The organism is Massilia consociata (genome assembly GCF_042432755.1).
In the GTDB taxonomy this organism is placed as follows: domain Bacteria; phylum Pseudomonadota; class Gammaproteobacteria; order Burkholderiales; family Burkholderiaceae_D; genus Telluria; species Telluria consociata.
On record NZ_JBHLWP010000001.1, the window covers coordinates 110,701 to 134,770 of the forward strand.

General features: G+C 68.0%; 18 protein-coding genes, 1 tRNA gene and 1 pseudogene. 11 read left to right on the forward strand and 9 right to left on the reverse strand.

The window, feature by feature from the left end:
* Positions 1-59: 59 nt before the first annotated feature.
* The 7 genes from dbpA to ACFFJK_RS00510 all read right to left on the reverse strand — a co-directional run bounded on the left by dbpA (position 60) and on the right by ACFFJK_RS00510 (position 8,588).
* Positions 60-1,469, reverse strand: a complete 1,410-nt coding sequence (dbpA, locus tag ACFFJK_RS00480) for an ATP-dependent RNA helicase DbpA (protein ID WP_379677111.1) — start codon at positions 1,467-1,469, stop codon at positions 60-62.
* A 63-nt stretch (positions 1,470-1,532) separates the two neighbouring features.
* Positions 1,533-1,766, reverse strand: a complete 234-nt coding sequence (locus tag ACFFJK_RS00485; protein ID WP_379677112.1) for a hypothetical protein — start codon at positions 1,764-1,766, stop codon at positions 1,533-1,535.
* Positions 1,767-1,843: 77 nt separating this feature from the next.
* A tRNA-Met gene (locus tag ACFFJK_RS00490) sits at positions 1,844-1,920 on the reverse strand.
* A gap of 93 nt (positions 1,921-2,013) precedes the next feature.
* Entirely contained in the window at positions 2,014-3,162 is a 1,149-nt protein-coding gene (locus tag ACFFJK_RS00495) for a methyltransferase (RefSeq protein WP_379677113.1), read from the reverse strand.
* 11 nt (positions 3,163-3,173) lie between these two features.
* Complete coding sequence (locus ACFFJK_RS00500; protein WP_020656338.1) at positions 3,174-3,383, reverse strand: hypothetical protein; 210 nt, start codon at positions 3,381-3,383, stop codon at positions 3,174-3,176.
* 145 nt (positions 3,384-3,528) lie between these two features.
* Positions 3,529-7,338: an AAA family ATPase gene (locus tag ACFFJK_RS00505; RefSeq protein ID WP_379677114.1), complete on the reverse strand. Its 3,810-nt coding sequence runs from the start codon at positions 7,336-7,338 to the stop codon at positions 3,529-3,531.
* Entirely contained in the window at positions 7,335-8,588 is a 1,254-nt protein-coding gene (locus tag ACFFJK_RS00510) for an exonuclease SbcCD subunit D C-terminal domain-containing protein (RefSeq protein WP_379677115.1), read from the reverse strand. The genes ACFFJK_RS00505 and ACFFJK_RS00510 overlap by 4 nt, the downstream gene beginning before the upstream one ends.
* A gap of 112 nt (positions 8,589-8,700) precedes the next feature.
* On the opposite strand from ACFFJK_RS00510, the gene ACFFJK_RS00515 reads away from it, so the two are divergent.
* The 7 genes from ACFFJK_RS00515 (at position 8,701) to clpB (ending at position 17,631) form a co-directional block, all read left to right on the forward strand.
* The gene (locus ACFFJK_RS00515; RefSeq protein ID WP_379677116.1) at positions 8,701-9,957 is read left to right on the forward strand and encodes a winged helix-turn-helix domain-containing protein; all 1,257 of its coding nucleotides are present in this window, start codon (positions 8,701-8,703) and stop codon (positions 9,955-9,957) included.
* Positions 9,958-10,185: 228 nt separating this feature from the next.
* Positions 10,186-10,779: a hypothetical protein gene (locus ACFFJK_RS00520; RefSeq protein WP_379677117.1), complete on the forward strand. Its 594-nt coding sequence runs from the start codon at positions 10,186-10,188 to the stop codon at positions 10,777-10,779.
* A gap of 67 nt (positions 10,780-10,846) precedes the next feature.
* On the forward strand, positions 10,847-13,501 hold the full coding sequence (locus ACFFJK_RS00525; protein WP_379677118.1) for a DUF349 domain-containing protein: 2,655 nt from the start codon (positions 10,847-10,849) through the stop codon (positions 13,499-13,501).
* Positions 13,498-14,010: a molybdopterin synthase catalytic subunit MoaE gene (gene moaE / locus ACFFJK_RS00530; RefSeq protein ID WP_379677119.1), complete on the forward strand. Its 513-nt coding sequence runs from the start codon at positions 13,498-13,500 to the stop codon at positions 14,008-14,010. Before ACFFJK_RS00525 ends, moaE begins: the two co-directional genes overlap by 4 nt.
* Positions 14,007-14,381 (forward strand): fluoride efflux transporter CrcB, encoded by a 375-nt coding sequence (crcB, locus tag ACFFJK_RS00535; protein ID WP_379677120.1) that lies wholly within the window; start codon positions 14,007-14,009, stop codon positions 14,379-14,381. The genes moaE and crcB overlap by 4 nt, the downstream gene beginning before the upstream one ends.
* 100 nt (positions 14,382-14,481) lie before the next feature.
* On the forward strand, positions 14,482-14,904 hold the full coding sequence (gene yiaA / locus ACFFJK_RS00540; protein WP_379677121.1) for an inner membrane protein YiaA: 423 nt from the start codon (positions 14,482-14,484) through the stop codon (positions 14,902-14,904).
* A 114-nt stretch (positions 14,905-15,018) separates the two neighbouring features.
* Positions 15,019-17,631: an ATP-dependent chaperone ClpB gene (clpB, locus tag ACFFJK_RS00545; RefSeq protein ID WP_379677122.1), complete on the forward strand. Its 2,613-nt coding sequence runs from the start codon at positions 15,019-15,021 to the stop codon at positions 17,629-17,631.
* A 228-nt stretch (positions 17,632-17,859) separates the two neighbouring features.
* On the opposite strand, the gene ACFFJK_RS00550 is transcribed toward clpB, so the two are convergent.
* Both ACFFJK_RS00550 and ACFFJK_RS00555 read right to left on the reverse strand, forming a co-directional pair.
* Positions 17,860-18,432, reverse strand: a complete 573-nt coding sequence (locus ACFFJK_RS00550) for a PEPxxWA-CTERM sorting domain-containing protein (RefSeq protein WP_379677123.1) — start codon at positions 18,430-18,432, stop codon at positions 17,860-17,862.
* Positions 18,433-18,655: 223 nt separating this feature from the next.
* The gene (locus ACFFJK_RS00555) at positions 18,656-19,447 is read right to left on the reverse strand and encodes a PEP-CTERM sorting domain-containing protein (RefSeq protein ID WP_379677124.1); all 792 of its coding nucleotides are present in this window, start codon (positions 19,445-19,447) and stop codon (positions 18,656-18,658) included.
* On the opposite strand from ACFFJK_RS00555, the gene ACFFJK_RS00560 reads away from it, so the two are divergent.
* The 4 genes and pseudogenes from ACFFJK_RS00560 (at position 19,424) to ACFFJK_RS00575 (ending at position 24,044) form a co-directional block, all read left to right on the forward strand.
* Complete coding sequence (locus ACFFJK_RS00560) at positions 19,424-19,726, forward strand: hypothetical protein (RefSeq protein ID WP_379677125.1); 303 nt, start codon at positions 19,424-19,426, stop codon at positions 19,724-19,726. The two genes, ACFFJK_RS00555 and ACFFJK_RS00560, sit on opposite strands and share 24 nt — an antisense overlap.
* Positions 19,727-19,850: 124 nt before the next feature.
* The gene (gene aceA / locus ACFFJK_RS00565; RefSeq protein WP_379677126.1) at positions 19,851-21,149 is read left to right on the forward strand and encodes an isocitrate lyase; all 1,299 of its coding nucleotides are present in this window, start codon (positions 19,851-19,853) and stop codon (positions 21,147-21,149) included.
* 193 nt (positions 21,150-21,342) lie between these two features.
* Positions 21,343-22,215, forward strand: a pseudogene (locus ACFFJK_RS00570) (23S rRNA (adenine(2030)-N(6))-methyltransferase RlmJ); the annotation flags it as partial.
* A 560-nt stretch (positions 22,216-22,775) separates the two neighbouring features.
* On the forward strand, positions 22,776-24,044 hold the full coding sequence (locus ACFFJK_RS00575; protein WP_379677127.1) for an EAL and HDOD domain-containing protein: 1,269 nt from the start codon (positions 22,776-22,778) through the stop codon (positions 24,042-24,044).
* Positions 24,045-24,070 lie beyond the last annotated feature (26 nt).

Genomic DNA, 24,070 nt, shown 5'->3' on the forward strand with positions numbered 1-24,070 from the left:
CGTATGCGACGCCCCGGCCGCCCCCTTCGGTACGCTGGCGCCGGGGACTCGCGCAGGACTCAGGTTGCCAGGAAGCGCATCTTGAAATAGCGTCCCTTGATCGCCCCGAACTCCGGTCCCGGCGCCTGGCGGTCGTTCAATTTCGCAACGGCAGCCTCGGCCACGTGGCGGTCGAGCGCCACATAGCTGGCGAACTCGGTGACATTGATTTTGCCCACCTGGTCCTTGGTGAGCCCGGCGTCGCCGGTGAGGGCGCCCAGGATGTCGCCGGGACGCAGCTTGGCCTTCTTGCCGCCGGCGATGTGCAGCGTCATCATCGGCGCCGGACGGCCCGCTTCCGGATGCTCGCCCAGTTCGTCCAGCTTGTGCCACTCGGCCGGGACGTCCTGGTATTCCTCGATCAGGCGCACCCACTTCTTTTCGTTGGGCGCGCACAAGGTCAGGGCCATGCCGGTTTCGCCGCCGCGGCCGGTGCGGCCGATGCGGTGCACGTGCACTTCCGGGTCCTTCGACACGTCGGCGTTGATCACGGTGTCGAGGTTGGCGATGTCGAGTCCGCGCGCCGCGACGTCCGTTGCCACCAGGATCGAGCAGCTGCGGTTGGCGAACAGGACCAGGATCTCGTCGCGCTCCTGCTGCTCCAGTTCGCCGTACAGGGCGAGCGCCGAGAAGCCCTGCGCGCGCAGGTGCTCGGCCAGTTCGCGGCAGTGCGCCTTGGTGTTGCAGAAGGCAAGGGTGGATACCGGCTGGTAATGCTTGAGCAGGCGCGCGACGGCCTCGTCCCGGCCTTCGAAGCCGATCTCGTAGAAGCGCTGGCCGATCTGGTTCGCGTCGTGCTGGCTTTCGACGGCCACTTCGAGCGGGTCGCGCAGGAAGCCGGCGGTGGCGAAGCGGATGTCGTCCGGATAGGTTGCCGAGAACAGCAGGGTCTGGCGGCGCTGCGGGCAGGCGCTGACGATGCCTTCGATCTCGTCGTAGAAGCCCATGTCGGTCATGCGGTCGGCTTCGTCCAGCACCAGGGTCTGGACGCCCGACAGGTCCAGGGTCTTGCGACCGAGGTGGTCGCGGATGCGTCCCGGCGTGCCGACCACGATGTGGGCGCCGTGCTCGAGCGAGGCGATCTGTGGGCGCATGGCAACGCCGCCGGTGAGAGTCAGGATCTTGACGTTGCCGACGCCGCGCGCCAGGCGGCGCAGTTCGTTCGCGACCTGGTCGGCCAGTTCGCGCGTGGGGCACAGCACCAGGCCCTGCACCGCGAACCACGCCGGGTTGAGCTTGTGCAGGAGGCCGATGCCGAAGGCGGCGGTCTTGCCGCTGCCGGTCTTGGCCTGGGCAATGAGATCGCGGCCCGCCAGCACCGACGGCAGGCTCTCGGCCTGGATCGGCGTCATCTGGTGGTAGCCCAGCGTGGCCAGGTTGGCGAGGAAGCGCGGTGCGAGCGGCAGCGCGGTAAAGGGATGCGAATTCATGTGTCGTCCAGCGGGAGGTTAGCCAATGCGGTGTGGCCGGTGCAATGCGGCCAACGTGCCGGACTAGGTGGAGGCCGGCGCCCAGACCGGCAAGCCGGTCAGGTCGAGCGCGTCGTCGCGGCGCCAGACGGGCAGGCCGGTGGTGTCGGTTTCTTCCAGCAGCGACAGCTGTTCCTGCTTCAGGGAGGCGCGGCGCGGACGAGGGCTGGCGCGCTTCGGTTCGACAACGGGAACGGGCGGGGCGGCCGGCTCGAAGCCCGGCAGGTCGATCGTCGCGTTGTCTTTCTTGTCTCTCATCAGCTTGTGCTGCGCTGCTTTTTGCTGCCACAGAAAACAAAAGCCCGGCTGCAAGAGTCGGGCTTCTGTATGGTATTTGGTTGCGGGGACAGGATTTGAACCTGTGACCTTCGGGTTATGAGCCCGACGAGCTGCCAGACTGCTCCACCCCGCGTCTGAGAAAAAGATTATAGCGCGGTTCGCCCGCACATGCAATCAAGGATTTTGCAGGGCGAAAGAAATACCCTCCCTACAACAAGCCGTCGATCTACGCTGCGGCGCGCAGCCGCCAGAGCGACGTGACTTCACGCGAGCGTGCCATGTGCAAGGGGTCGTCCGGATCGCTCGCCTTGCCGTGTGTCGGGCGCACGTCGTGGCGCGCGACGACTGCGAGCCCGGCCTCGCCTATCCAGCCGAGCAATTGCTCGCGTGAGCGCAGGCCCAGGTGCTCGGCCAGGTCCGACAGGATCAGCCAGCCTTCGCCGCCCGGCTCCAGGTGGGCGGCGAGTCCGCCGAGGAAGCCCTTGAGCATGCGGCTGTCCGGGTCGTAGATCGCGTACTCGATGGCCGAACTCGGCTTGCCTGGCAGCCAGGGCGGGTTGCAGACGACCAGCGGGGCGCGGCCTTCGGGGAACAGGTCCGCTTCGATGACGTCGACCTGCGACGACAGGCCGAGGCGCGCGATGTTGTCGCGGGCGCAGCCGAGTGCGCGGGCATCCATGTCGGTGGCCAGCACGCGGGCGATGCCGCGGCGCGCCAGCACCGCCGACAGCACGCCGGTACCGGCGCCGATGTCGAAGGCCAGCTTCGCGCCGTGCGGCAGCGGCGCCTGCGCGACCAGCTCGACGTACTCGCCGCGCACCGGCGAAAACACGCCGTACCACGGGTGGATGCTGGCGTCCAGCGCCGGGATGCGCACGCCCTTGCGGCGCCATTCGTGCGCGCCGATCACGCCCAGCAGTTCGCGCAGCGAGGCGACGTAGGCTTCGTCGGCCGGTCCGTAGGCTTCGGTACAGGCATCGACGACGTCGGGCGCGCGGCGCAGCGGGATCGCATGGCCGGGCTCGAACGGAATCAAGAGCATGGCGAGCGTGCGGGCGCGCTGCAGCTGCTGCAGGCGGTGGCGGTGGAACAGTTCGGCAGCCGGGACGGGTGCGGCATTCGCCTTGGCTTTTGCCCGCCGCGCGCGGTCGCTCTTGTGCTCGATGCGGCGCACCAGCGCCTGCAGCAGCTGCCGCGCGTTCTGGAAGTCGCCGCGCCAGAGCAGGGCGGTGCCGTCGAGCGCCAGCCGGTAGGCGGTGTCGGCGTTCATGGTGTCGTCGGCGACGACCACCTTCTTCGGCGCCGGCCAGCCGCTTTCCGAGCGCCACTGTGCGGAGCGCTCGGCGCCGCCTTCAAGCCATGTGACCCGGCTCATCGCTTGGCTCATCAGTGATGGTGGTGCCAGTTGCCGTCGGTCGATTCGAGGTAGGACTTCACGGCGTCCGGACTACCGGTCGCGTGGCGCTTGACTTCGCCGCAGTCGCAGATGCCCTGGTAGGGCTGGATGTGCGAGCAGGCCGAGACCTTTTGCAGGAAGACCTTGACCGGCTTGGCGCACTTGGCGCACTTGAAGGTGAGGATACGGGCGGGTTTCATGATTGATTGCGTGTTGTACAGAGGGCGCATTGTACCGGAGCCCACCGGGTCCGGGGCGCCCGGCGTCACTGCAGACTGGCCCTGCAGTGACGCTGGACGGTCCCTGGCGGCTGCCGCGACCGTGCCCGGCTTGCCGCAGATCCGTTTACTCGACGACGACGGCGCTGCTGCCGCCGCCGCCCGGGCGCACCAGGACCTTGGTGGCGATGCGCTCCGTCATTTCCTGCACGTGCGAGATGACGCCCACCTTGCGTCCCATCGACTGCAGGGCGTCGAGCGCGTCCATCGCCACGCCCAGGGTGTCGCTGTCGAGCGAGCCGAAACCCTCGTCGATGAACAGCGACTCGACGCGCACCCGGTTCGAGGACAGCGAGGCCAGCCCCAGCGCCAGCGCCAGCGACACCAGGAAGGATTCGCCGCCGGACAGCGAATTGACCGAACGGACCTCGCCGCCCATGTCCTGGTCGCGCACCATCAGCGCCAGCGAAGGTGCGCCGTTGTGCGTGACGCGTTCGAGGCGGTAGCGGCGCGCCAGCTGGGCCAGGTGGGCGTTGGCATAGCCGAGCAGCACGTCGAGCGTGAACTGCTGGGCATAGTTGCGGAACTTCTTGCCGTCGCTCGAGCCGATCAGCTCGGACAACCTGCCCCAGCGCTGCTCCTGCGCCTGCTGGCGTTCGATCTCGGCCAGCACGGCCTGGGCCTGCACGCGGCGGGTGTCGTCCTGCGCGGCGCGCATGCGCAGCTCGGTGGCGAGGTCGTGGGCGCCACGGCGCTCGTCGGTCAGCGCCACCACCGCGGCCGCCACCGCTTCGGCGGACAGGCCGCTTTCCGGGGTGCTTTCGCGGTGCAGCGCGCGCTGGGCGCGGCGCTCGGCCAGCACGGCGGTGGCGCTGGCCACCTGCGCGCCGAGGGCGCCCAGTGCCGCGCGTTCCTGCGCCAGCCAGGTGCTGCCGACGGCCAGCAGGCGGCCCAGTTCGGCGGCATCTTCCACCGGGTCGACCCGGTCGTCGCTGTCGTGGCCACTGTGATCGCTGTGGCCGCCGTGGGCGTTGCGGGTTTCACAGTTCCGGCGGTAATCCTCCAGCCAGTCGGCGAGCGCGGCGGCGGCCCGGGCGCCGGCGGCGTCGAGGCCGGCGATATGCTCGTTCAGTTGCGCGAGCGCGGTGCGGGCGCCTGCTTCGCGCTGGGCGGTATCGGCGGCGATTGCCTGGCGCGCGGACAGGTGGTTGCGCGCGGCGGCGACGGCGGCCAGCAGTTCCCGTTCGACCTCGGCCACAGGCCGGCCCTGCCACAAGCCGAGGCGCTGGCCGCGCTTGGCGCCGAGCTCGCCATCGATGCGCTTGAATTCGGCTGCAACCCCGGCCCCGTGGCGGTCTGCCTGGGCGATCCGCTGCGCCAAGCCGGCCACCTCGGCGTCGAGGGTGGCGGCGGCGGCAGCGCTGCGGGTATGCAAAGCGGCTTGTTCCTGCCACTGCGCGGCTTCGGCGGCGCGCGCATCGCGCCATGCGCCGGGGTTGCGGCGCCATGCATCCTGCCAGCGGTCGCCGCAGGCATCGCACAGCACCGGATCGAGCTCGGCCAGCACGGCGGCGAGCTGGGCGGAGGCGGCTTCCTGCTGGACCGATGCTGCGCGCAGCTCGGCCTGCAGGCGCGCGACGCTGTCGCGGGCGCTGTCGGCAGCCCGGCGCAGGCCCGCGTGATCGGCGTGCGCCTTGTCGTAGGCGGCCTGGGCGGCATCCCGGGCCTGGGCCGCGCGGCGCAATGCCGTGGCGCGGCCCTCCAGCGCCGCCACCGCGGCGCGCAGCGTGTCGCGTGCTTCGGCGAACCAGGCCGCGCGCAGTGCGTCGGCCGGCGCCTCCGCAGCCAGCGGTTCGGCCTGCCATTCGTCCTCGAGTTCCTGCACGACCCTCGCGAGCGTGGCGCGTTCGCGCTGGAGCGATGCGAGGCGCTCGCTGGCGGCGGCCAGCGTCGCCGCCTGGGTGGCTTGCACCGCTTCGTTCTGGCGTACGCGCACCCGGCACGCGTTTACCTCGGCGCGCAGGTTCGTCAGCATGCTGCGCAGCACGCCCTCGCGGCCGCTGTCGCGGTAGGGGTGGGCGTGCGAGCCGCACACCGGGCAGGGCGTGTCGTCGTCCAGCGTCGCGCGCAGTTCCTCCACGTCGGCGGCGCAGGCGAGTTCGGCCGCCGAGAGCGATTTCTCGGCCTGCTGCATGGCGGCCAGGAGGGCGGGCGCGGCGGCGCGCGCCTCGTCGAGCAAGCGGGTGGAGGCGGCGCGCGCCGTGTCAACGCGGTCGAGCTCGCCGGCGGTGTCCGCCAGTTCCTGCCGGGTAGTAACCAGCGCGGTCCAGGCCTTGTCGGCCGCAGCGAGACGTTCGCGGCGCGCATCGAGCGCATGGCGCTCGTTGTCCAGCGCCTGCGGGTCGTTCGACTCCAGCGCGGCCATCGCTTCGCGGCGCGCGGTGTCGAGGGCCTCGAGGCGGGCGCTGGCGTCCTGCAGGGCGCCAGCGGCGGCCTGCTCGTGCTGCGCCGCTTCGGCAGCCTGCCTGCCGGCGGCGGCAAGCGCCGCCGAGGCCGCGGCATCGGCCGCCACCGCGTGGCCGGCCTGGGCCAGCAGCTTGTCCCAGCGCGGCCACTGCGCGGCCATCGGTTCCAGCCGCGTGTGCGCGGACAGCCATGCCGCCGCACCGTCGCGCTGGCGGCGCGCGGCTTCGTGTTCGGCCGCCTTGGCCTGGTGCACGCCGCGCGCCTGGCGGGCCTCGGTGCGCGCCGCTTCCAGCGCGTTCGACGCCTGCTCATGCGAAGGCGCCAGGGCAGCGACGGCGGCATCGAGCGCCTTGGCTTCGTCGAGCTGCGGCGCCGCGCTCCGCAGCGCGCCGTCGGCGGCATCGACGGCGGCCAGGGCGGCGTCGGCGTCGAGCACGGCCTGGCGCCGCGCTTCCAGCGCCGTGGCAAGTGCGGCTTCGAGCTTGTCCCCGGACTCCACGGCCGCCTTGCGCTCTTCTTCCAGGCGGGTGATCTCGGTGACCAGCGGGCGCGCCGGCTGGACCGCGTCGAGCGTGGCCAGGCGCCGGCGCCGTTCGGCGGACGCGGCCAGTGCGGCCTGCGCCTGCGCCAGCGCTTCCCCGGCCTGGGCCTCGCTGCGCTCCAGCTTGGCGGCTTCCTGGTGCCAGCGCAGCTCGTGCTCGAGCGCGGCGCGGCGCGCGTCCGCGGCTTCGAGGGCCAGCTCGGCATTGACGCGGTCGGCGTCGAGCTTCGCGCGCTCTTGTGCCGGCAGCGGGGCCTGGTTGGCCAGCTGCGCGGCCAGCATCCTGGTGCGTTCCTGCTCGGCGCGGTAGCGCTCGAAGGCGCGCTTCGAGATCTCGGTGTAGATGGTGGTGCCGGTGAGGGTTTCCAGCAGTTCGCCGCGTTCGTTCTCGTCGGTCTTGAGGAAGGCCGAGAACTCGTTCTGCGCCAGCAGCACGGCGCGCGTGAACTGCTCGAACGACAGGCCGATGCGCGCCACGATTTCCGCCGCGACCTCGGTCTTGGTGCCGCCCAGCGGGTCGAGTTCGGGCAGGCGGTGCAGGGTCATCTTGGACGGCTGCAGCGCGCCCCCCGGCTTGCCGTAGGCGCGCCGCACGCTCCAGCGCGCACGGTAGCGGATCTCGTCGTTGCCGGCGAAATCCACTTCGGCCCAGGCCTCGGCGGCGCCGCGGCGCAGCAGGGTGCGCGGGTCGAGCGCCGACACGGTGTCGCCGCCGACGTCCGGCAACTGGCTGCCGGCGCGCTTGAGCAGGCGTGGCGTGGCGTCGTACAGCGCCAGGCAGAGGGCGTCGAGCAGGGTGCTCTTGCCCGCGCCGGTCGGGCCGCTGATGGCAAACAGGCCGCTCGAAGCAAGCGGCTCGGATTCGAAATCGACACGGAATTCTCCGGCCAGCGAAGCCAGGTTCTTGCCGCTGATGCGCAGGATCCTCATGCGGCGCCTCCGTCCAGGGCATGCGTCAGCTCGGCGAACGCGGCCAGCTGGTCGGGCGGGGCTTCGTCGCCGAAGCGCTGCGCCCAGAGGCGGCGGAAGATGTCGTCCGGCTGCAGCTGGGCCAATTGGTCGAGCGTCAAGGCCTCGGATGCCGCATCGGGCGTGGCGTAGCGCCGGGTCGGTTCGATCTTGGCCAGGCGCACCGGCTTGCCCGCGAGCGCCGCTTCGACGCGGGCGCGGATGCCCGGTTCGGGGCCGTCGAGCAGCACCCGCACCTCGAGGTAGGGCTGGGCGTGCAAGGCTTGCTCGGGGACGTCGAGCGCCTCCAGTGCGGCCAGCACGTCCTCGAGCGGGGCCGGCTGGGCGGGCACGCGCAGCAGCTGCACGGCGCGCGGCACGTGCAATGGCGTCACCGACTTCGTGTTGCAACCGTCGAGCTCGATGCGCAGCACCTGGTGCTGGTAGCCCACTTCCGAGAACGACAGCGGCAGCGGGCTGCCGCAATAGCGCCGGTGCTCGTGGCCGCCGACGCGCTGCGCCAGGTGCAGGTGGCCCAGCGCCACGTAGGCCACCTGGGGATCGAACATCGAGGCCGGCAGCGCCTCGGTGCCGCCGATGACGATGCGGCGCTCGGAATCCTGCGAGGACTGGCCGTCGACCATGTGGCAGTGGCCCATCGCGATGATCGCTTCGCCATCGGTGCAGCGCGACTGCGCCAGCGCGAAGGCCTGGCGGTAGAGCAGGGCGGTGCCGTGCAGGTAAGGGTCCAGCGCCAGCGTTTCGTCCTGCGCCACCACGCGCGGCACGTCGCCCGGGCGCAGGAAGGGAACTGCCAGGCACCAGGCGGCCACCTTGCCGTCGCGCCCGCGCAGCGGCACCAGCAGGCGCTCGAGGTCGATCTCGCCATCGCCGTTCCTGCCGACGTTGCCGACCACGATGATGCCATGCGCTTCCAGCAACGGCGTCGGCGCTTCCAGCCGGCCCGGGGAATCGTGGTTGCCGGCGATGACGACCACCTGCAGGTGCGGCCCCCTGGCCTTGGCCTGCTGCAGGAAGCGGTAGAGCTGGCGGTGGGCTGCGGCCGACGGGTTGGCATTGTCGAAGATGTCGCCTGCGATCAGGAGCACGTCGATGTCCTCGCGCACCAAGGTGTCGACCAGCCAGTCGAGGAAGCACTGGTGCTCGTAGGTGCGGTCGAAATTGTGCAGGGTCTGGCCCAGGTGCCAGTCGGAAGTATGGAGCAGCCGCATGGTTAAAATGGTAAGTCGGGTCGGCGCTTACTATAGCGCAGACTTCCCGCCCGGCCCAAGAAAAGACTGTGTTTTTTTACAGTGGTATTGATTTGTCATTACAATGGGTGCAATGAGCGAACCTGACCTGACATTGACTGTCGGCGCTGCCCGCGCCCTGCACCTGGCGGCCCAGGACATGTTGAAGCCGCGTCGCCAGCGCGCAGCCAAGAGCGACGTGCTGGCCGCGATCCGGCGCATGGGGATGTTGCAAATCGACACAATCAGTGTCGTGGCGCGCAGTCCCTACCTGGTCCTGTGGAGCCGCCTGGGCGACTACCAGCCGGCCTGGCTCGACGAACTGCTGGCCGAGGGCCGTTTGTTCGAATACTGGGCGCACGAAGCTTGTTTCCTGCCGATCGAGGATTACGGCCTGTACCGCCACCGCATGCGTGACCCGGAGTCGATGGGCTGGAAATATTCGGCCACCTGGATGCGCGAGCGCGCGGGGGAGGCTGCTACGCTGCTCGAGCACGTGCGGACGAACGGGCCGGTGCGCTCCTCGGACTTCGAACGCAGCGATGGAAAAGCGGGCGGCTGGTGGGAATGGAAGGCGGAAAAGCGCACGCTCGAAGCGCTGTTCACGGCCGGCGAGCTGATGATCGCGCGCCGCCACAATTTCGAGCGCGTCTACGACCTGGCCGCGCGCGTGCATCCGGGATGGGACGATGCGCGCACGCCTGTCCTGGAGGAAGTGCGGCGCAGCTTCGTGCTGCGGGCGGTACGGGCGCTCGGGCTGGCAAAGGCGTCGTGGATACCCGACTACCACCGCACGCGGCGGCCGCATCCGGACCCGCGCCAGCTGGCGGAAGAGGGCCTGCTGCTGCGCGCCCGTGTCGAGGGCTGGGCCGACCCGGTCTACATCCATCCCGAGCACGCCGTCCTGGCGCGGCAGGCCGCCAGCGGCGCGCTGGCGCCGAGCCTGACCAGCCTGCTGTCTCCTTTCGACCCGATCGTGTGGGACCGCCGGCGCGCCCTCGAGCTGTTCGGCTTCGACTACCGTCTCGAATGCTATACCCCGGCGGACAAGCGCAAGTACGGCTACTTCACGCTGCCGATCCTGCGCCGCGGCGCCCTGGTGGGCCGGGTCGATGCCAAGGCGCACCGCAAGTCCGGCGAGTTCGAATTGCGCAATGTGGTGTTCGAGCAAGGCGTGCGCACGAGCGCGCGGCTGCTGCAGGACGTGGCAGCCGCGGTGCGGCGCTGCGCGCGCTGGCACGGGTGCCCGCGGGTACGCCTGACCCGGGCCGTTCCGGAAGGCGTCGGCATGCGGCTCGGCGCCGCCCTTGCATCGGAGCAAGCGAAGGACGAAGCGGGGGCGAGCGCGTAGGACGAAATTATTTCGACATCGCGATTATCAAAAAGTCTCCGATGTCCACCGGGTTGGGTTTGTGCCATCTCAAGCCAAAGGCAGAGCATCTCTCTACACTACGAGTTCCCACAGGCCGGCGATAACAACAATAGCAGCCGCCTGTCCCCAACAATAGCCTCCCCAGTCGACGCAACGCGGCCGCAGACGGGCCACGTACTGGCGGAGCATTCCTGAGAGGAGACGCGGATGCTGACATCAACCTACACGCTGGTCGCCCTGTCCATCGAGCAAGCCAGTGCGCGCATCGGCCTGCAATCGTTGCTGGAGCGCTGGCATCCCAGTTCGTGGAAGCTGGCGGCGGCCACGCCGCGGCAGTTCGAACTGGCCTGCGATGCGTTGCGCGTGGCCTTCGACAACTGCCACTGGCGCAAGCTCGACAAGTTCGTGATCCCGGCGCTGCGCCGCGCCGGCGCCGCACAGGCCCTGCTGGCCGAACTGGATGCCCTGAGCCTGGCGGCGATCGAGGCACGGGCCGATGCCCATGCGGCCGCCGCGGTGCAGGACCATGGCTTCGGCGCCGCGCTGGAGCGCTGCTGCAAGCTGCTGCTCGAGCGCCTGGACCGCGAGGAGCGCGAGCTGTTCCCCCTAGCACGCACCCATGTGCCGAGCGAAGCGTGGTTCGCGATCGCCAACCAGATGATGGCACACGATGCCTGGCAGAACGAGAACCGCGCCTACTCCGCCACGCCAGGGCAGCGCCTGCCGGCGAGCGCGGCCATGGCCTCAAATTCCATCAGGCAAAACAATGCCGCGGCAGCCTCGTACTATATGACGCACTGAGCGTCCGGAGGGCGAGCCGCGCCGTGGTTCTTTGTTATGATGGGGGTTTTGGAAGTGCGATTTCATCATGTTCGAATTCCTTTTCAAGCGGCAGGGTGGCGACAAGCCGGCCGCCGGTGCGCAAGGCGACGCGCCGGGCGGACAGCCCGGTGCGCAGCCGGGCCAGCCCGCGCCGGGTGGCCAGGCCGCCGGTGCCCCGACTCCGCGCGAGCAGCAGGCCGAACAGCTCAAGCACCTGGACGGTAACGAAGACGCCGCCGTCGCCTTCATCCTGTCTTCCGATTTTTCCGAATTGCGCCTCGCTGCGGCCGAGCTGGTCCACAGCCGGCCCCAGCTCGAACGCGTGCATGTGGCAATGCGTAACCTGGATCGCCGCGTCGCCAAGCTGATGCAGTCGCGGCTCGACGCCATCCGCCACCACGAAGCCGAGTTGCGCCGTGGCCAGGAAGCGCTGGCGCATGCGCGCGCGCTGCTGAACGATACCTTGCTGACCCCCAACCACGTCGCTGAGCTCGACCGCAAGTGGGCGGTCACGAACGCGCCCGAGCTGGCGCCGGAGTTCGACGCCGTCCGCGCCGAGCTCGGCAAGCGCCTGGAAGACCAGGTGCAGCTGCAGCGCGCCATGATCGACCGCCTTGCCGCGCTGCGCCAGCTCGAATCCGCCGGGCTCGAGCCTGCCGCTTTCGCCGAACGCCTGGAGGCCTTGCAGCGCGAGCAGGCCGCGGCGCTGGTCGCCCCCGGCCATCCTTCGCTGCCGCGTTCGCTGGTGGCCGAATTCGCGACCGAGCATGCGCGCCTGAGCGCCGGCCTGGCCACCCTCGAACAGGACCAGGCGGCGATTGCCGCGCGCGAAGCGGCACTGTCCCAGTGGCAGGCGCAGCCGCTTGCGGAACTGAAGGCCGATGCGTTGCGCAAGGAATGGAGCCGCCTGCCGGCACTGCCGTCCAGCGCGCCGGCCCAGCAGCTCCAGCGCCGCTTCGACGAGTTGCTGGCCAGCCTGCCGCACGAGGTGCGCCCGCCGAAACAGGAGAAGGCGGCAGCGGCCGCGCCGGCCGCTGCCGAGCCAAAGCAGCCTAAACAGCCGAAACCGCAGAACAAGGGAGCCGACCAGCACTTCCTCGACCGTCTCGACGCGATGGAAGCGGCGCTGCAGCAGGGTTCGCTCGGCGCGGCGGCCGAGCTCGACAAGTCGCTCAAGGAAAGCAAGGACAAGGGCATGCGCTTGAGCCCGGCCCAGGCCGACCGCCTCGCCCATGTGCGCGCCGAACTCAAGCGCCTGTCGGACTGGGCGCGCTGGGGCGGCAACGTCTCGCGTGAAGAACTGATCAAGTCGGTCGAAGCGCTGCCGACGCAGAACCTGTCGATGGCGGAACTGGCCAAGAAGGTGGGCAGCATGCGCGAGCGCTGGAAGGCGCTCGACAGCCTGTCGGGCGCCGCGCCGCGTTCGCTGTGGGAGCGCTTCGACGCCGCCTGCACCACCGCCTATGCGCCCGCCGCCGCCCACTTCCGCCATCTGGCCGACGAGCGCCACGCCAATGCCGCGCGCGGCCAGGCGCTTGTCGATGAAGCCCGGGCCGAGATCGCGCGGCTGGAGAGCGGGCAGGCCGACTGGAAGCATGTCTCCGGCACCGTGCAGCGCCTGCGCACGGCCTGGAGCCACCTGGGCGCCATCGACCGCAAGGAAAAGAAGCGGCTCGACCAGCTCTTCACCGAGGCCCTGAACACGCTCCAGCGTCCGCTCGAGGAGCAGCGCAAGGGCGAGATGGCGGTGCGCGAGCAGCTCATCGAGGAAGCGCTGGCGCTCGACCCGCACGACCGCCATGCCGTGGACCTGCTGCGCGAGCTGCAGCACCGCTGGCAGGAGCATGCGCGCGCGCTGCCGCTCGAACGCAAGGCCGAGCAGGCGCTGTGGCAGCGCTTCCGTGCCGCCTGCGACGCGCTGTTCGCCCAGCGCAAGGAGCAGGCCCATGCGGCGGACACCGAACGGCGCGCGCACGAGGCGGCGAAGGAAGCGCTGTGCGCCCGGCTGGAGGCCGCCGCGCCCGATGCCACCCCCGCCACCGCCGGCAAGCTGCTGCGCGAGGCGGCGGCCGGATGGCAGGCGATCGGTCCGGTGCCGCGCGCCCACGAGGCGCGCATCGAGAAACGCTACCATGCCGCGGTGGCGGCCGTGCAGCACCATGCCGACATCGCGCGCCGCGCGGCCGGGCTGGCGCTGGCCGGCGCCGTGCGCGACAAGCTGCGCCTGATCCAGGCGCTGGAAACCGCGCTCGTCAACCCGGACGCCCACACCAATCCGCAGGACTGGCGCGCACGCTGGGAGGCGCTGCTGCCGCTCGAAGGCGGCTACGAGGCCATCCTGCACGCCCGCTTCGAGGCGGCGCTGCGGGCGCTGGAAGCCGACGGCGGCGCCGGCCGTGGCGATGAGCGTGCCGACTATGCACGCCAGCTGGAAGCGAACCGCGAAAGGCTGCTGCATGAGCTGCTGCGGCTGGAAATCGGGGCCGGCATCGACAGCGGCGCCGAGTTCGCGCGCGAGCGCCTGAAGCTGCAGGTCGAGGTGCTGCAAAGCTCGCTCAAGTCCGGGCCGAAGTCCGGGCACGGCGCGGGCGGCCAGGCCGGCGGGCTGCGCGAACTGCTGGCGCTGCCGGCGCTGCTCGATGCCCGCACCGAAACCCGCATCGAACAGCTGCTGGTGCGCCAGGCGAAGGACGGCCGATGACGACGGCACAAGCGCAGGCACCGGCGCCGGCCGGGCCGGTCACCGAGATCCGCGTGCAGGAGGGCGACTTCGACCTGTCGCGCGAGATCGCCCGGCTGCGCGAAGGCGACGGACGCGTCGGCGCCGTGGTCAGCTTCGTCGGCACGGTGCGCGACCTGAACGAGGGCGCGCGGGTGTCCGAGATGGAGTTGGAGCACTATCCCGGCATGACGGAAAAGGCGCTGGAAGACATCGTCGCCCAGGCAAGGGCGCGCTGGCCGCTGTTGGGGGTGCTGGTCATCCACCGGGTCGGGCCGCTCAAGCCGTTCGACCAGATCGTGCTGGTGGCCTGCGCCTCGGCGCACCGCGGCGAAGCCTTCGCCGCCTGCGAGTTCATCATGGACTACCTCAAGACCGACGCGCCGTTCTGGAAGAAGGAGCAGACGCCCGATGGCGCGCGCTGGGTCGATGCCAGGGCCAGCGACGACTCCGCCAAGGCCAAGTGGGCCGGGCGTCCATCCATCCGATGAGTTGGCTGGCGGTCGGTGCAGGGGCCGCGATCGGCGCCTGGCTGCGCTGGGGGCTGGGCCTTTGGCTCGGCAAGCTGCACGCCTACGTGCAGCTCGGCACGCTGGCAGCGAACCTGGTCGGCGGCTACCTGGTCGGGCTGGCGCTGGGCTTCTTCACCGCCCATCCGGACCTGTCGCCGGAATGGCGCCTGTTCACCGTCACCGGCTTCCTCGGCGGGCTCACCACCTTTTCCAGCTTTTCGGGCGAATCGGTGCTGCTGCTCCAGCGCGGCGAGATTGGCTGGGCGCTCGCGCATACGGCCCTGCACCTGGTGGGCTCGATCCTGTTCTGCGTTGCCGGGTTCGCCACATGGCGCGCGCTGCGCGGCTAGCGGTATCACCCGCCGATACCCCTGCATATCTCAATTGCGAGGCGCAAGGGACGTGATAGGTTTGCGGCTGGATCATTACCCATTACCAGAGGAATCAGCCATGCAAACTGTCCAACGCCCGACCGCTGCCTTCGTTGGTGCTTCCTGGGGTGCGCTCCTGATCGGCGCAAGCGCTTACCTGATCGGCCTGTGGAACGCCCAGATGCAGCTGAACGAGAAGGGTTATTACCTGACCCTGCTGCTGTTCGGCCTGTTCGCCGCGGTGTCGCTGCAGAAGACCGTGCGCGACCGCAGCGAAGGCATTCCGGTCACCGGCATCTACGTTGGCCTGTGCTGGGTCTCGCTGATCGCGGCCATGCTGCTGCTGACGGTCGGCCTGTGGAACGCCACGCTGGCGTCGAGCGAAAAAGGCTTCTACGCCATGTCCTTCATCCTGAGCCTGTTCGCCGTCGTCGCCGTTCAGAAGAACGTGCGCGACATCAAGGGGCTGAGCCAGGGCGAGCCCAGGACCACCATGGACTAAAATGCCTGCCCGGCAAGCAGCCACGCATTGCACATCTTGAAAAGCGGACAGTGGCCCCTATTTTGCTCCTCACTTAGTTAAGCTGAATTAAGAACACCACTAGGGAGCAATACCATGCGGCAAGACAAATTGACGACCAAGCTCCAGGAAGCGCTGGCGGATGCCCAGAGCCTGGCGGTCGGCAACGATAATCAATACATCGATCCGGTCCACCTGCTCGTCGCCCTGCTGAACCAGGACGACGGCGGCGCCCGTTCGCTGCTGCAGCGCGCCGGCGTCAATGTCGGCGGGCTGGGCAATGCGCTGAAATCGGCGCTCGAGCGCCTGCCGAAGGTGATGGGCACCGGCGGCGACGTGCAGGTGGGGCGCGAGCTGGTGGCCCTGCTGAACCTGGCCGACCGCGAGTCGCAGAAGCGCGGCGACCAGTTCCTCGCCTCCGAGATGATCCTGCTGGCGCTCACCGAGGACAAGTCCGACGCCGGCCGCCTGGCCCGTGAGCATGGCCTGGCAAGGAAGGCCCTCGAGTCGGCGATCTCGGCGGTGCGCGGCGGCGAATCGGTGAACTCGCAGGACGCCGAGGGCCAGCGCGAAGCGCTGAAAAAATACACGCTCGATTTGACCGAACGGGCGCGCCAGGGCAAGTTGGATCCGGTGATCGGCCGCGACGACGAGATCCGGCGCGCGATCCAGGTGCTGCAGCGCCGTTCCAAGAACAACCCGGTCCTGATCGGCGAACCGGGCGTGGGCAAGACCGCCATCGTCGAAGGCCTGGCGCAGCGCATCGTCAATGGCGAGGTGCCGGACTCGCTCAAGGGCAAGCGGGTGCTGTCGCTCGACATGGCGGCCCTGCTGGCGGGCGCCAAATACCGCGGCGAATTCGAGGAACGTTTGAAATCCGTGCTGAAGGAGCTGGCCCAGGACGAGGGCCAGACCATCGTCTTCATCGACGAGATCCACACCATGGTCGGCGCCGGCAAGGCCGAAGGCGCGATGGACGCCGGCAACATGCTCAAGCCCGCGCTGGCGCGCGGCGAGCTGCACTGCGTGGGCGCGACCACGCTCGACGAGTACCGCAAGTACGTCGAGAAGGACGCCGCGCTGGAACGCCGCTTCCAGAAGATCATGGTCGACGAGCCGAGCGTGGAGGCCACCATCGCCATCCTGCGCGGCCTGCAGGAAAAGTACGAGCTGCACCACAAGGTCGAGATCACCGACCCGGCGATCATCGCCGCGGCCGAGCTGTCGCACCGCTACATCAGCGACCGCTTCCTGCCGGACAAGGCGATCGACCTGATCGACGAGGCGGCCTCGAAGATCAAGATCGAGATCGACTCCAAGCCGGAGGTGATGGACAAGCTCGAACGCCGCCTGATCCAGCTGAAGATCGAGCGCGAAGCCGTGCGCAAGGAAACCGATGAAGGGTCCATGCGCCGCCTCGAGCTGATCGGCGAGGAGATCGCGCGCCTGGAACGCGAGTACAACGATTACGAGGAAATCCTCAAGGCCGAGAAGGCGGCGGTGCAGGGCACTTCGCACATCAAGGAAGAGATCGAGCGCCTGCGCTACCAGATGGAGGAAGCCAAGCGCCAGAGCAACTGGCAGCGCGTCTCGGAGCTCCAATACGGCCGCCTGCCGGAACTGGAAGCGCAGCTGAAGAAGGCCGAGGAAGCGGTCGAAGGCAGCGACGGCGACGCGGCCAAGCCGCGGTTGCTGCGTACCCAGGTGGGCGCCGAGGAGATCGCCGAAGTGGTGGCGCGCGCAACCGGCATCCCGGTGTCGCGCATGATGCAGGGCGAGCGGGAAAAACTGCTGCACATCGAGGATGAGCTGCACAAGCGCGTGGTGGGCCAGGACGAGGCGATCGAGGCGGTGTCGGATGCGATCCGCCGTTCGCGCGCCGGCCTGTCCGATCCGAACCGCCCGTACGGCTCCTTCATGTTCCTGGGCCCGACCGGCGTCGGCAAGACCGAGCTGTGCAAGGCGCTGGCGAACTTCCTGTTCGACACCGAGGAGGCGCTGATCCGCATCGACATGAGCGAGTTCATGGAGAAACACTCGGTCGCCCGCCTGATCGGTGCGCCGCCGGGCTACGTGGGCTACGAGGAGGGCGGTTACCTCACCGAAGCCGTGCGCCGCAAGCCGTACAGCGTGATCCTGCTCGACGAGATCGAGAAGGCGCACCCGGACGTGTTCAACGTGCTGCTGCAGGCGTTGGACGACGGCCGCATGACCGATGGCCAGGGCCGCACCGTGGACTTCAAGAACACGGTGATCGTCATGACCTCGAACCTGGGTTCGCACAAGATCCAGTCGATGGACACCGACGAGCCGGCAGTGGTGAAGCTGGCCGTGATGGCCGAGGTGCGCGGGCACTTCCGTCCCGAGTTCATCAACCGCATCGACGAGATCGTGGTGTTCCATGCGCTCGACGAGAAGAACATCGGCGCCATCGCGAAGATCCAGCTGCACAACCTGGAAGAACGCCTCGCCAAGATGGAGATGAAGCTCGACATCGACGAGGATGCCCTGCAGAAGATCGCCGAGGCAGGCTACGATCCGGTGTATGGCGCGCGTCCGCTCAAGCGCGCGATCCAGCAGCAGATCGAGAACCCGCTGTCGAAGGCGATCCTGGCCGGCAGGTTCGGGCCGAAGGACACCATACCGGTGCGGGTGCGCGGCGGGCAGCTGGTGTTCGGCGAGCAGGAACGGGTGGAACTGGCGAAGTGATTTGACGCTAACGGTCCACACGTAGCATTGGGTTCCCGCCTGCGCGGGAACGACGTGCAAAGTGCGGTAGCTGGAATAACGCTGGAGGCAGTTCCAAGGTTACCGATACAACCGTCGTCCCCGCGCAGGCGGGGACCCAAGTTCGCAGCGAGTCCGAACGCCTTGTCGCACCAAAAAATAGAGGCGCGTACCTGAACGGCACGCGCCTTTTTTACATCCAGCTTCGGGTCAGGCCTTCTTCTGCCGCCTGCGCGCCATGAACCCCACCAGCCCCAGCCCGCCCAGCATCATCGCCCAGGTTTCCGGCTCGGGCACCGGGGCGATCGCCTGCGACAGCAGGCTGCCCATCTTGCGGTCGCCCTCGCCGAAGAAGTTGACCTTCAGGTGCGGCGCATCGAGTGCCGGCACGCCGCCGTTGAAGGCGAACTGGAACACCATGTTGTCCCCCAGCGCGACCCGTTCGCCCGAGTAGCACAGGCCGGTGCCTGCATGCGAACCGCCGCGGCAGCCATTGGCGTTGAGTTCGTTCGACGACAGCGTCCAGTTGGCGGCCGCGCCGGGGGCCGACACCAGCGTCACGTCGGCGAAGCTGCCGATATCCTTCAGCTGGAGGGCGCCGATGCTGGTGGCGCCGGCCCAGTCCCCGGTGGGATTGGCGGCGTCGATCTCCAGCGTCAGCAGGTTGCCGGACCAGGACGACGTGAAGGTCACGCCCTGGTAGGTGAGGGTGCCCGCCTGGGCGGATGCGGCCAGGCCGGCGGAGAGCAGCAGGGCTGCCGCAGTGCGTAGTAAGGTCTTCAACTCGGTCTCCTTTTAAGTTGGAAACGCCCGGGCCTTCGCGTCATGCGAACGGCCCGGAACATGCGTACCGATGAGCACGCAAGGCCAGACTATGCGTTTCCCAAAAGGCACTCTGTTAGGCGTCTAACCAATGGCCGAGTTAGCTTTTTCGTCCCCGTAGAGCCGGCCCGGAAAGCAGAACGGGCCGCACAAGGCGGCCCGTCGGGCAGGGCGCAGGGAGCTGTCAGGCCTTGGCGCGGCTGCGGATGCGGCGACGGCCGCGACGCAGCACCAGGCCCATGAGCGCCAGGCCGGCGCCGACGATGGCCAGCGACTGCGGCTCCGGCACCGCCCTTGCCTGGTCCTCCGATGCCTTGCCGCCCGTGGAAACCGGCAAGGTGTCGAGGTCCTGTCCCGGCGTCTTGCCCGGTTGGGTGATCACCGGCGGCGGGATCAGTTCAGGCACCGGCGCCGGCGCCGGTGCAGGTGCAGGTGCAGGTGCAGGTGCAGGTGCAGGTGCCGGTGCGCTCGGGATGGTTTCGGCCTGCCACGGGAAGTCCCTCGACAGCAGGCTGCCGGTCTTGGCGCCGTTGGCATTGACGAAGTGGACTTTCAGGTGTGGTGCGGCCAGCGTCGGCCCGCCGTCGAAGGTAAAGGTGAACACCATGTTGTCCGCCAGCGCGACGGCGTCGCCCGTGTAGCACAGGCGGCTGAAGGTGTCGCCGGACCTGGCCCTCGGCGCGCCGCCACAGCCGCTGGCCCGGAGTTCACTGTTCAACAGGGTCCATTCGGCGCCGGTCGAACTAGTCATCGTGACGCCCTTGAAGTCGCCGATCGTCTTGATGGCGAGCGCATCGATGGCGCTTGCCGCCGCCCAGCCGCCGCTACGCTGGGCCGCATCGATTTCCAGCGTCAGAACATTCCCGGTGAAGGTGGAGGTGAAGGTGACGCCATCCTGGGTGATGACGCCGGCCGACGCCGAGCCCGCAGCAAGGAACAGGAAGGGAAGGAGGTGACGGCGGAGCTTGCAGGACATAAAGGCTTTCAGTTGGAAAATGACGAAATTGATGATGTGGCAAGCTTCTCACCGCTCATTCCTTATGTCAATACAAATGCATTTTTACAACAATTATTTCTCTTAATCAGGGACATAGGCGAAAGCAATTGTTTCAAAGCATGTGTCGTAGCAGCGAAGATTCCACAATGTGAAACGGAGAGTGCGCATTGCGGAAAACGCAGCAATCGATTCGGCTCTCGTATTCCCATCGTGAGAAATTTCATGCCGTATCATGAAATGAAATTCATAAGTCATTGAAAATAAAAACAAAAAAATACTTTCGATATCTTATATAAGAGTTGTTGTGCTGCGCACAAACTGATCTATGATTTACCCAACGGATTCCTTTCGCAACTCAGGTTTATTCAATCAGGAGAACAGCATGGCAACTCGTGAACAACAGATCAGTGAACTCCAGCAAGACTGGGAAAGCAACCCGCGCTGGAAGGGTGTCACGCGCAACTACACGGCGGCCGATGTGGTGCGCCTGCGTGGGTCTGTGCAGATTGAACACACTCTCGCCAAGCGCGGCGCCGAAAAGCTGTGGGACCTGGTCAATAACGAGCCCTACGTCAACGCGCTCGGCGCCCTGACCGGCAACCAGGCCATGCAGCAGGTGAAGGCGGGCCTGAAGGCGATCTACCTGTCGGGCTGGCAGGTGGCGGGCGACGCCAACGTCGCCGGCGAGATGTATCCGGACCAGTCGCTGTACCCGGCCAACTCGGTGCCGCAGGTGGTGCGCCGCATTAACAACACCTTCCAGCGCGCCGACCAGATCCAGTGGTCCGAAGGCAAGGACGACATCGACTACTTCGCCCCGATCGTGGCCGACGCCGAAGCGGGCTTCGGCGGCGTGCTCAACGCCTTCGAGCTGATGAAGGCGATGATCGACGCGGGCGCGGCCGGCGTGCACTTCGAGGACCAGTTGGCCTCGGTCAAGAAATGCGGCCACATGGGCGGCAAGGTGCTGGTGCCGAGCCGCGAAGCGGTCGAGAAGCTCAACGCTGCGCGCCTGGCGGCCGACGTGATGGGCACCCCGACCCTGGTCATCGCCCGCACCGACGCCGAGGCGGCCGACCTGCTCACCTCGGACGTGGATCCCAACGACCAGCCGTTCTGCACCGGCGAACGCACCGTGGAAGGCTTCTTCCGCGTCCGCCCTGGCGTCGAGCAGGCGATCTCGCGTGGCCTGGCCTATGCCCCGTTCGCCGACCTGGTGTGGTGCGAGACCGGCAAGCCGGACCTGAACTTCGCCAAGCAGTTCGCCGAAGCGATCCACGCGAAATTCCCGGGCAAGATGCTGGCCTATAACTGCTCGCCTTCGTTCAACTGGAAGAAGAACCTGGACGACGCCACCATCGCCAAGTTCCAGCGCGAACTGGGCGCCATGGGCTACAAGTTCCAGTTCATCACCCTGGCCGGCTTCCACGCGCTGAACTACAGCATGTTCAACCTGGCGCACGGCTATGCCCGCCGCGGCATGTCGGCCTTCGTGGAACTGCAGGAATCGGAATTCGCCGCCGCCGAGAAGGGCTTCACGGCAGTGAAGCACCAGCGCGAGGTCGGCACCGGCTACTTCGACGCCGTTACCCAGACCATCCAGCAGAACCAGAGCTCGACCACCGCGCTGCACGGTTCGACGGAAGACGAGCAGTTCTTCGACGAGAAGAAGGTCGCGTAAACGCCGTTTCCCGCCAGTGCCACGAAGCCGCAGCGCCGCGAGGCCCTGCGGTTTTTTCGTTGGGTGGGCAAGAAACTTGCCCACCCAACGAATAGCCCGGGAAACTGCGTTGTAGTGGATAATGGCGGCAATTTCGCCGCATAACGTCTACCTTCGGACGCGGCATCCACAGTTTTCTCAGGAATTCCAGCTTATGTTGAGCTACCGCCACGCCTTCCACGCGGGTAACCACGCCGATGTCCTCAAGCACTTTGTACAGGTTCAGTTGCACCTGTATATGAACCAGAAGGACGTGGCCTACACCTACATCGATACCCATTCCGGCGCGGGCGTCTACGCCCTCGACAGCTTCCAGGCGACCAAGACCGGGGAGTACGACACGGGTATTGGCCCGCTGTGGAACGCGGCGAATGTTCCGGCGGCGCTCCAGCCCTACCTGGACCTGGTCAAGGGGATGAACCCGAGCGGCAAGATGCGCTACTACCCGGGCTCGCCCTATGTGGCGGACCAGATGGCGCGGGCGGAAGACCGCCTGCGCCTGTTCGAGCTGCATCCGGCCGACGTCAAGATCCTGCACGAGAATGTCCGCAAGGCCGAGGCGCACAAGGCCGAGCAGGGCGAGCGGGCGCGCGGCAAGCGCGTCATCATCGAGCATGGCGACGGCTTCCAGAGCCTGAAGAAACTGCTGCCGCCGCCGTCGCGTCGTGCGCTGGTGCTGGTCGATCCGCCGTATGAAGTCAAGGACGACTACCGCAAGGTGCGCGATGCCCTCGAGGAGGCGCTCGGCCGCTTCCCGAGCGGCATGTACGCAGTCTGGTATCCGGTGCTGCAGCGCATGGAATCGCGCCAGTTCCCGGACAAGCTCAAGCGCCTGCCGGCCAAGGAATGGCTCAACGTCACGCTCACCATCTCGACCCCCGGTCCGGACGGCATCGGCCTGCACAGCAGCGGCATGTTCATCCTGAACCCGCCGTACACCCTGGCGCCGATGCTGCGCGAGACCATGCCTTACCTGGTGCAGGTGCTGGGCAAGGATGCCGGCGCGCGCTTCACGATCGAGACCGGCACCCAGGTGACGGGCGCGGCGGCGCGCATGACCCCGGACGGGCCGCGCACGCCGGTGGGCAATGCGCGCCGCGCCAGCCCGCTGTCGGGCAAGGGCAGCCTGCGCCTGCCGGGCCAGAGCATGGTGCGCGACGGCGAGGAAGACCCGCGCGGCGCCAGGCAGCCGGGCGGCCGCGCGGCCGAGCCGGAGGCGCGTCCGAAGCCGCGTCGCGCCTGGCATCCGGATGGCAGCGCCGCCGCCAAGCCGCAGGGAACGGGGCAGGGCGAATCGCGTACCGCCGGCAAGCGCCCGGCTGCGCCTGGCGGCGGCGAAGGACGCGGCACGGCTACCCGCAGCGGCGGCCCGCGCAAGGAAGGGCCGCGCACATCGGGAACCCGTTCGGACGCTTCGCGTCCGGGCGGCCCGCGTTCCGGCGGAAACCGGGGCAAAAACAACGGCTGATGGGCTGATTCGATGTAAAAATGCTAATATAGTCGAATCTGTAGTATAGTTTCCAGGCGGGTGCGAACGCACCTGCCTGCAGGCTCGTCCATGCCGCAACAGTTTCCGGGAGTTTCTAGATGCATGCCGAAGTAACGGCAGCGGCGTCCGCGCCGTCCAACGATTTTTTCCTCGCGCGTCAGCCTATCCTCGGCCGTGATCAGCACCTCGTCGCATTCGAGCTGCTGTTTCGCGCAGCCGGCGAGGATGACGACGCGAAGCTGACCGACAATGCCGCGGCGACGGCGGCGGTCATTTCGCATGCTTCCCAGCTGGGCATGGAGCAGGTGGTCGGCGAGCAATTAGCTTTCGTCAACGTCGATGAAGTCGTCCTGATGAGCGACTTCGTACGCTTCCTGCCTCCCCATAAGGTTATCCTCGAAATCCTCGAAACCGTCAAGCCGACTCGGGCGTTATTGGCGCGCGTTGCGGAGCTGAAGGAACTCGGTTTCAAGTTCGCCGTCGACGACGTGGTCGAGTACTCCCCGGAGCTCGACCGGCTGCTCGCTTTGGTGGACGTGATCAAGGTCGACGTCAAGGTCGTGCCGCGCGAGAACCTGGCGCGCCTGGCCGATTCGCTCAAGGGTACGGGCAAGAAGCTGTTGGCGGAAAAGGTCGAGACCCTCGACGAATTCAGGCTGTGCATGGACCTCGGCTTCGAATACTTCCAGGGCTATTATTTCGCGCGTCCGGTCATCCTGACCGGCAAGAAGATCACGCCGTCGGAAATGGCGGTCCTGCGCCTGCTGGAACTGGTGAGTTCCGACGCGGACAGCCAGGTGATCGAAACCGCGGTCAAGCGCGACGCCCTGATCAGCCTGAACCTGCTGCGCCTGGTGAACAGCCGCGCGGCGCCCGGTCCGCAGGTGGAATCGCTGTCGCAGGCGCTGAGCCAGCTCGGCCGGCGCCAGCTGCAGCGCTGGCTGCAGATCCTGTTGTATACGACGGCGAGCGGCGGCGCGGAGCTGGCCTCGCCGCTGCTCCAGCTGGCCACGACGCGCGGCAAGCTGCTCGAGCTGATGACGCTGGCCGTGCGCCCGAACGACGCCGCCAGCGCCGACCGCGCCTTTACGGTGGGGATCATGTCGTTGGCCGACGCCCTGTTCTCGATCCCGATGCGGGATATCCTCGACAACGTCGAGGTAGCCGACGACGTGCGCGCCGCACTGCTGCACCGCGAAGGCGATTTCGGCACCATGCTGCGCATCGCCGAGCTGCTGGAAGCGGCGGAAGGCGGGTGCAAGCTGTACAACGCGCTGCGCAAGCTGGGGCTGAGCGTGGCGAAGATCCGCGAGATCGAGCTGGAGGCGTTCGACTGGGTGAGGGAGCTGACGCACGAGGCGCATTGAGGGGCTGTCGCGCTCGGGCGCCCGGC

Excerpts from the sequence above, each read along its gene's own strand:
- dbpA (WP_379677111.1), bottom strand. The coding sequence starts at position 1,469 with ATGAATTCGCATCCCTTTACCGCGCTGCCGCTCGCACCGCGCTTCCTC.
- ACFFJK_RS00485 (WP_379677112.1), bottom strand. The coding sequence starts at position 1,766 with ATGAGAGACAAGAAAGACAACGCGACGATCGACCTGCCGGGCTTCGAG.
- ACFFJK_RS00495 (WP_379677113.1), bottom strand. The coding sequence starts at position 3,162 with ATGAGCCGGGTCACATGGCTTGAAGGCGGCGCCGAGCGCTCCGCACAG.
- ACFFJK_RS00500 (WP_020656338.1), bottom strand. The coding sequence starts at position 3,383 with ATGAAACCCGCCCGTATCCTCACCTTCAAGTGCGCCAAGTGCGCCAAG.
- ACFFJK_RS00505 (WP_379677114.1), bottom strand. The coding sequence starts at position 7,338 with ATGAGGATCCTGCGCATCAGCGGCAAGAACCTGGCTTCGCTGGCCGGA.
- ACFFJK_RS00510 (WP_379677115.1), bottom strand. The coding sequence starts at position 8,588 with ATGCGGCTGCTCCATACTTCCGACTGGCACCTGGGCCAGACCCTGCAC.
- ACFFJK_RS00515 (WP_379677116.1), top strand. The coding sequence starts at position 8,701 with ATGAGCGAACCTGACCTGACATTGACTGTCGGCGCTGCCCGCGCCCTG.
- ACFFJK_RS00520 (WP_379677117.1), top strand. The coding sequence starts at position 10,186 with ATGCTGACATCAACCTACACGCTGGTCGCCCTGTCCATCGAGCAAGCC.
- ACFFJK_RS00525 (WP_379677118.1), top strand. The coding sequence starts at position 10,847 with ATGTTCGAATTCCTTTTCAAGCGGCAGGGTGGCGACAAGCCGGCCGCC.
- moaE (WP_379677119.1), top strand. The coding sequence starts at position 13,498 with ATGACGACGGCACAAGCGCAGGCACCGGCGCCGGCCGGGCCGGTCACC.
- crcB (WP_379677120.1), top strand. The coding sequence starts at position 14,007 with ATGAGTTGGCTGGCGGTCGGTGCAGGGGCCGCGATCGGCGCCTGGCTG.
- yiaA (WP_379677121.1), top strand. The coding sequence starts at position 14,482 with ATGCAAACTGTCCAACGCCCGACCGCTGCCTTCGTTGGTGCTTCCTGG.
- clpB (WP_379677122.1), top strand. The coding sequence starts at position 15,019 with ATGCGGCAAGACAAATTGACGACCAAGCTCCAGGAAGCGCTGGCGGAT.
- ACFFJK_RS00555 (WP_379677124.1), bottom strand. The coding sequence starts at position 19,447 with ATGTCCTGCAAGCTCCGCCGTCACCTCCTTCCCTTCCTGTTCCTTGCT.
- aceA (WP_379677126.1), top strand. The coding sequence starts at position 19,851 with ATGGCAACTCGTGAACAACAGATCAGTGAACTCCAGCAAGACTGGGAA.
- ACFFJK_RS00575 (WP_379677127.1), top strand. The coding sequence starts at position 22,776 with ATGCATGCCGAAGTAACGGCAGCGGCGTCCGCGCCGTCCAACGATTTT.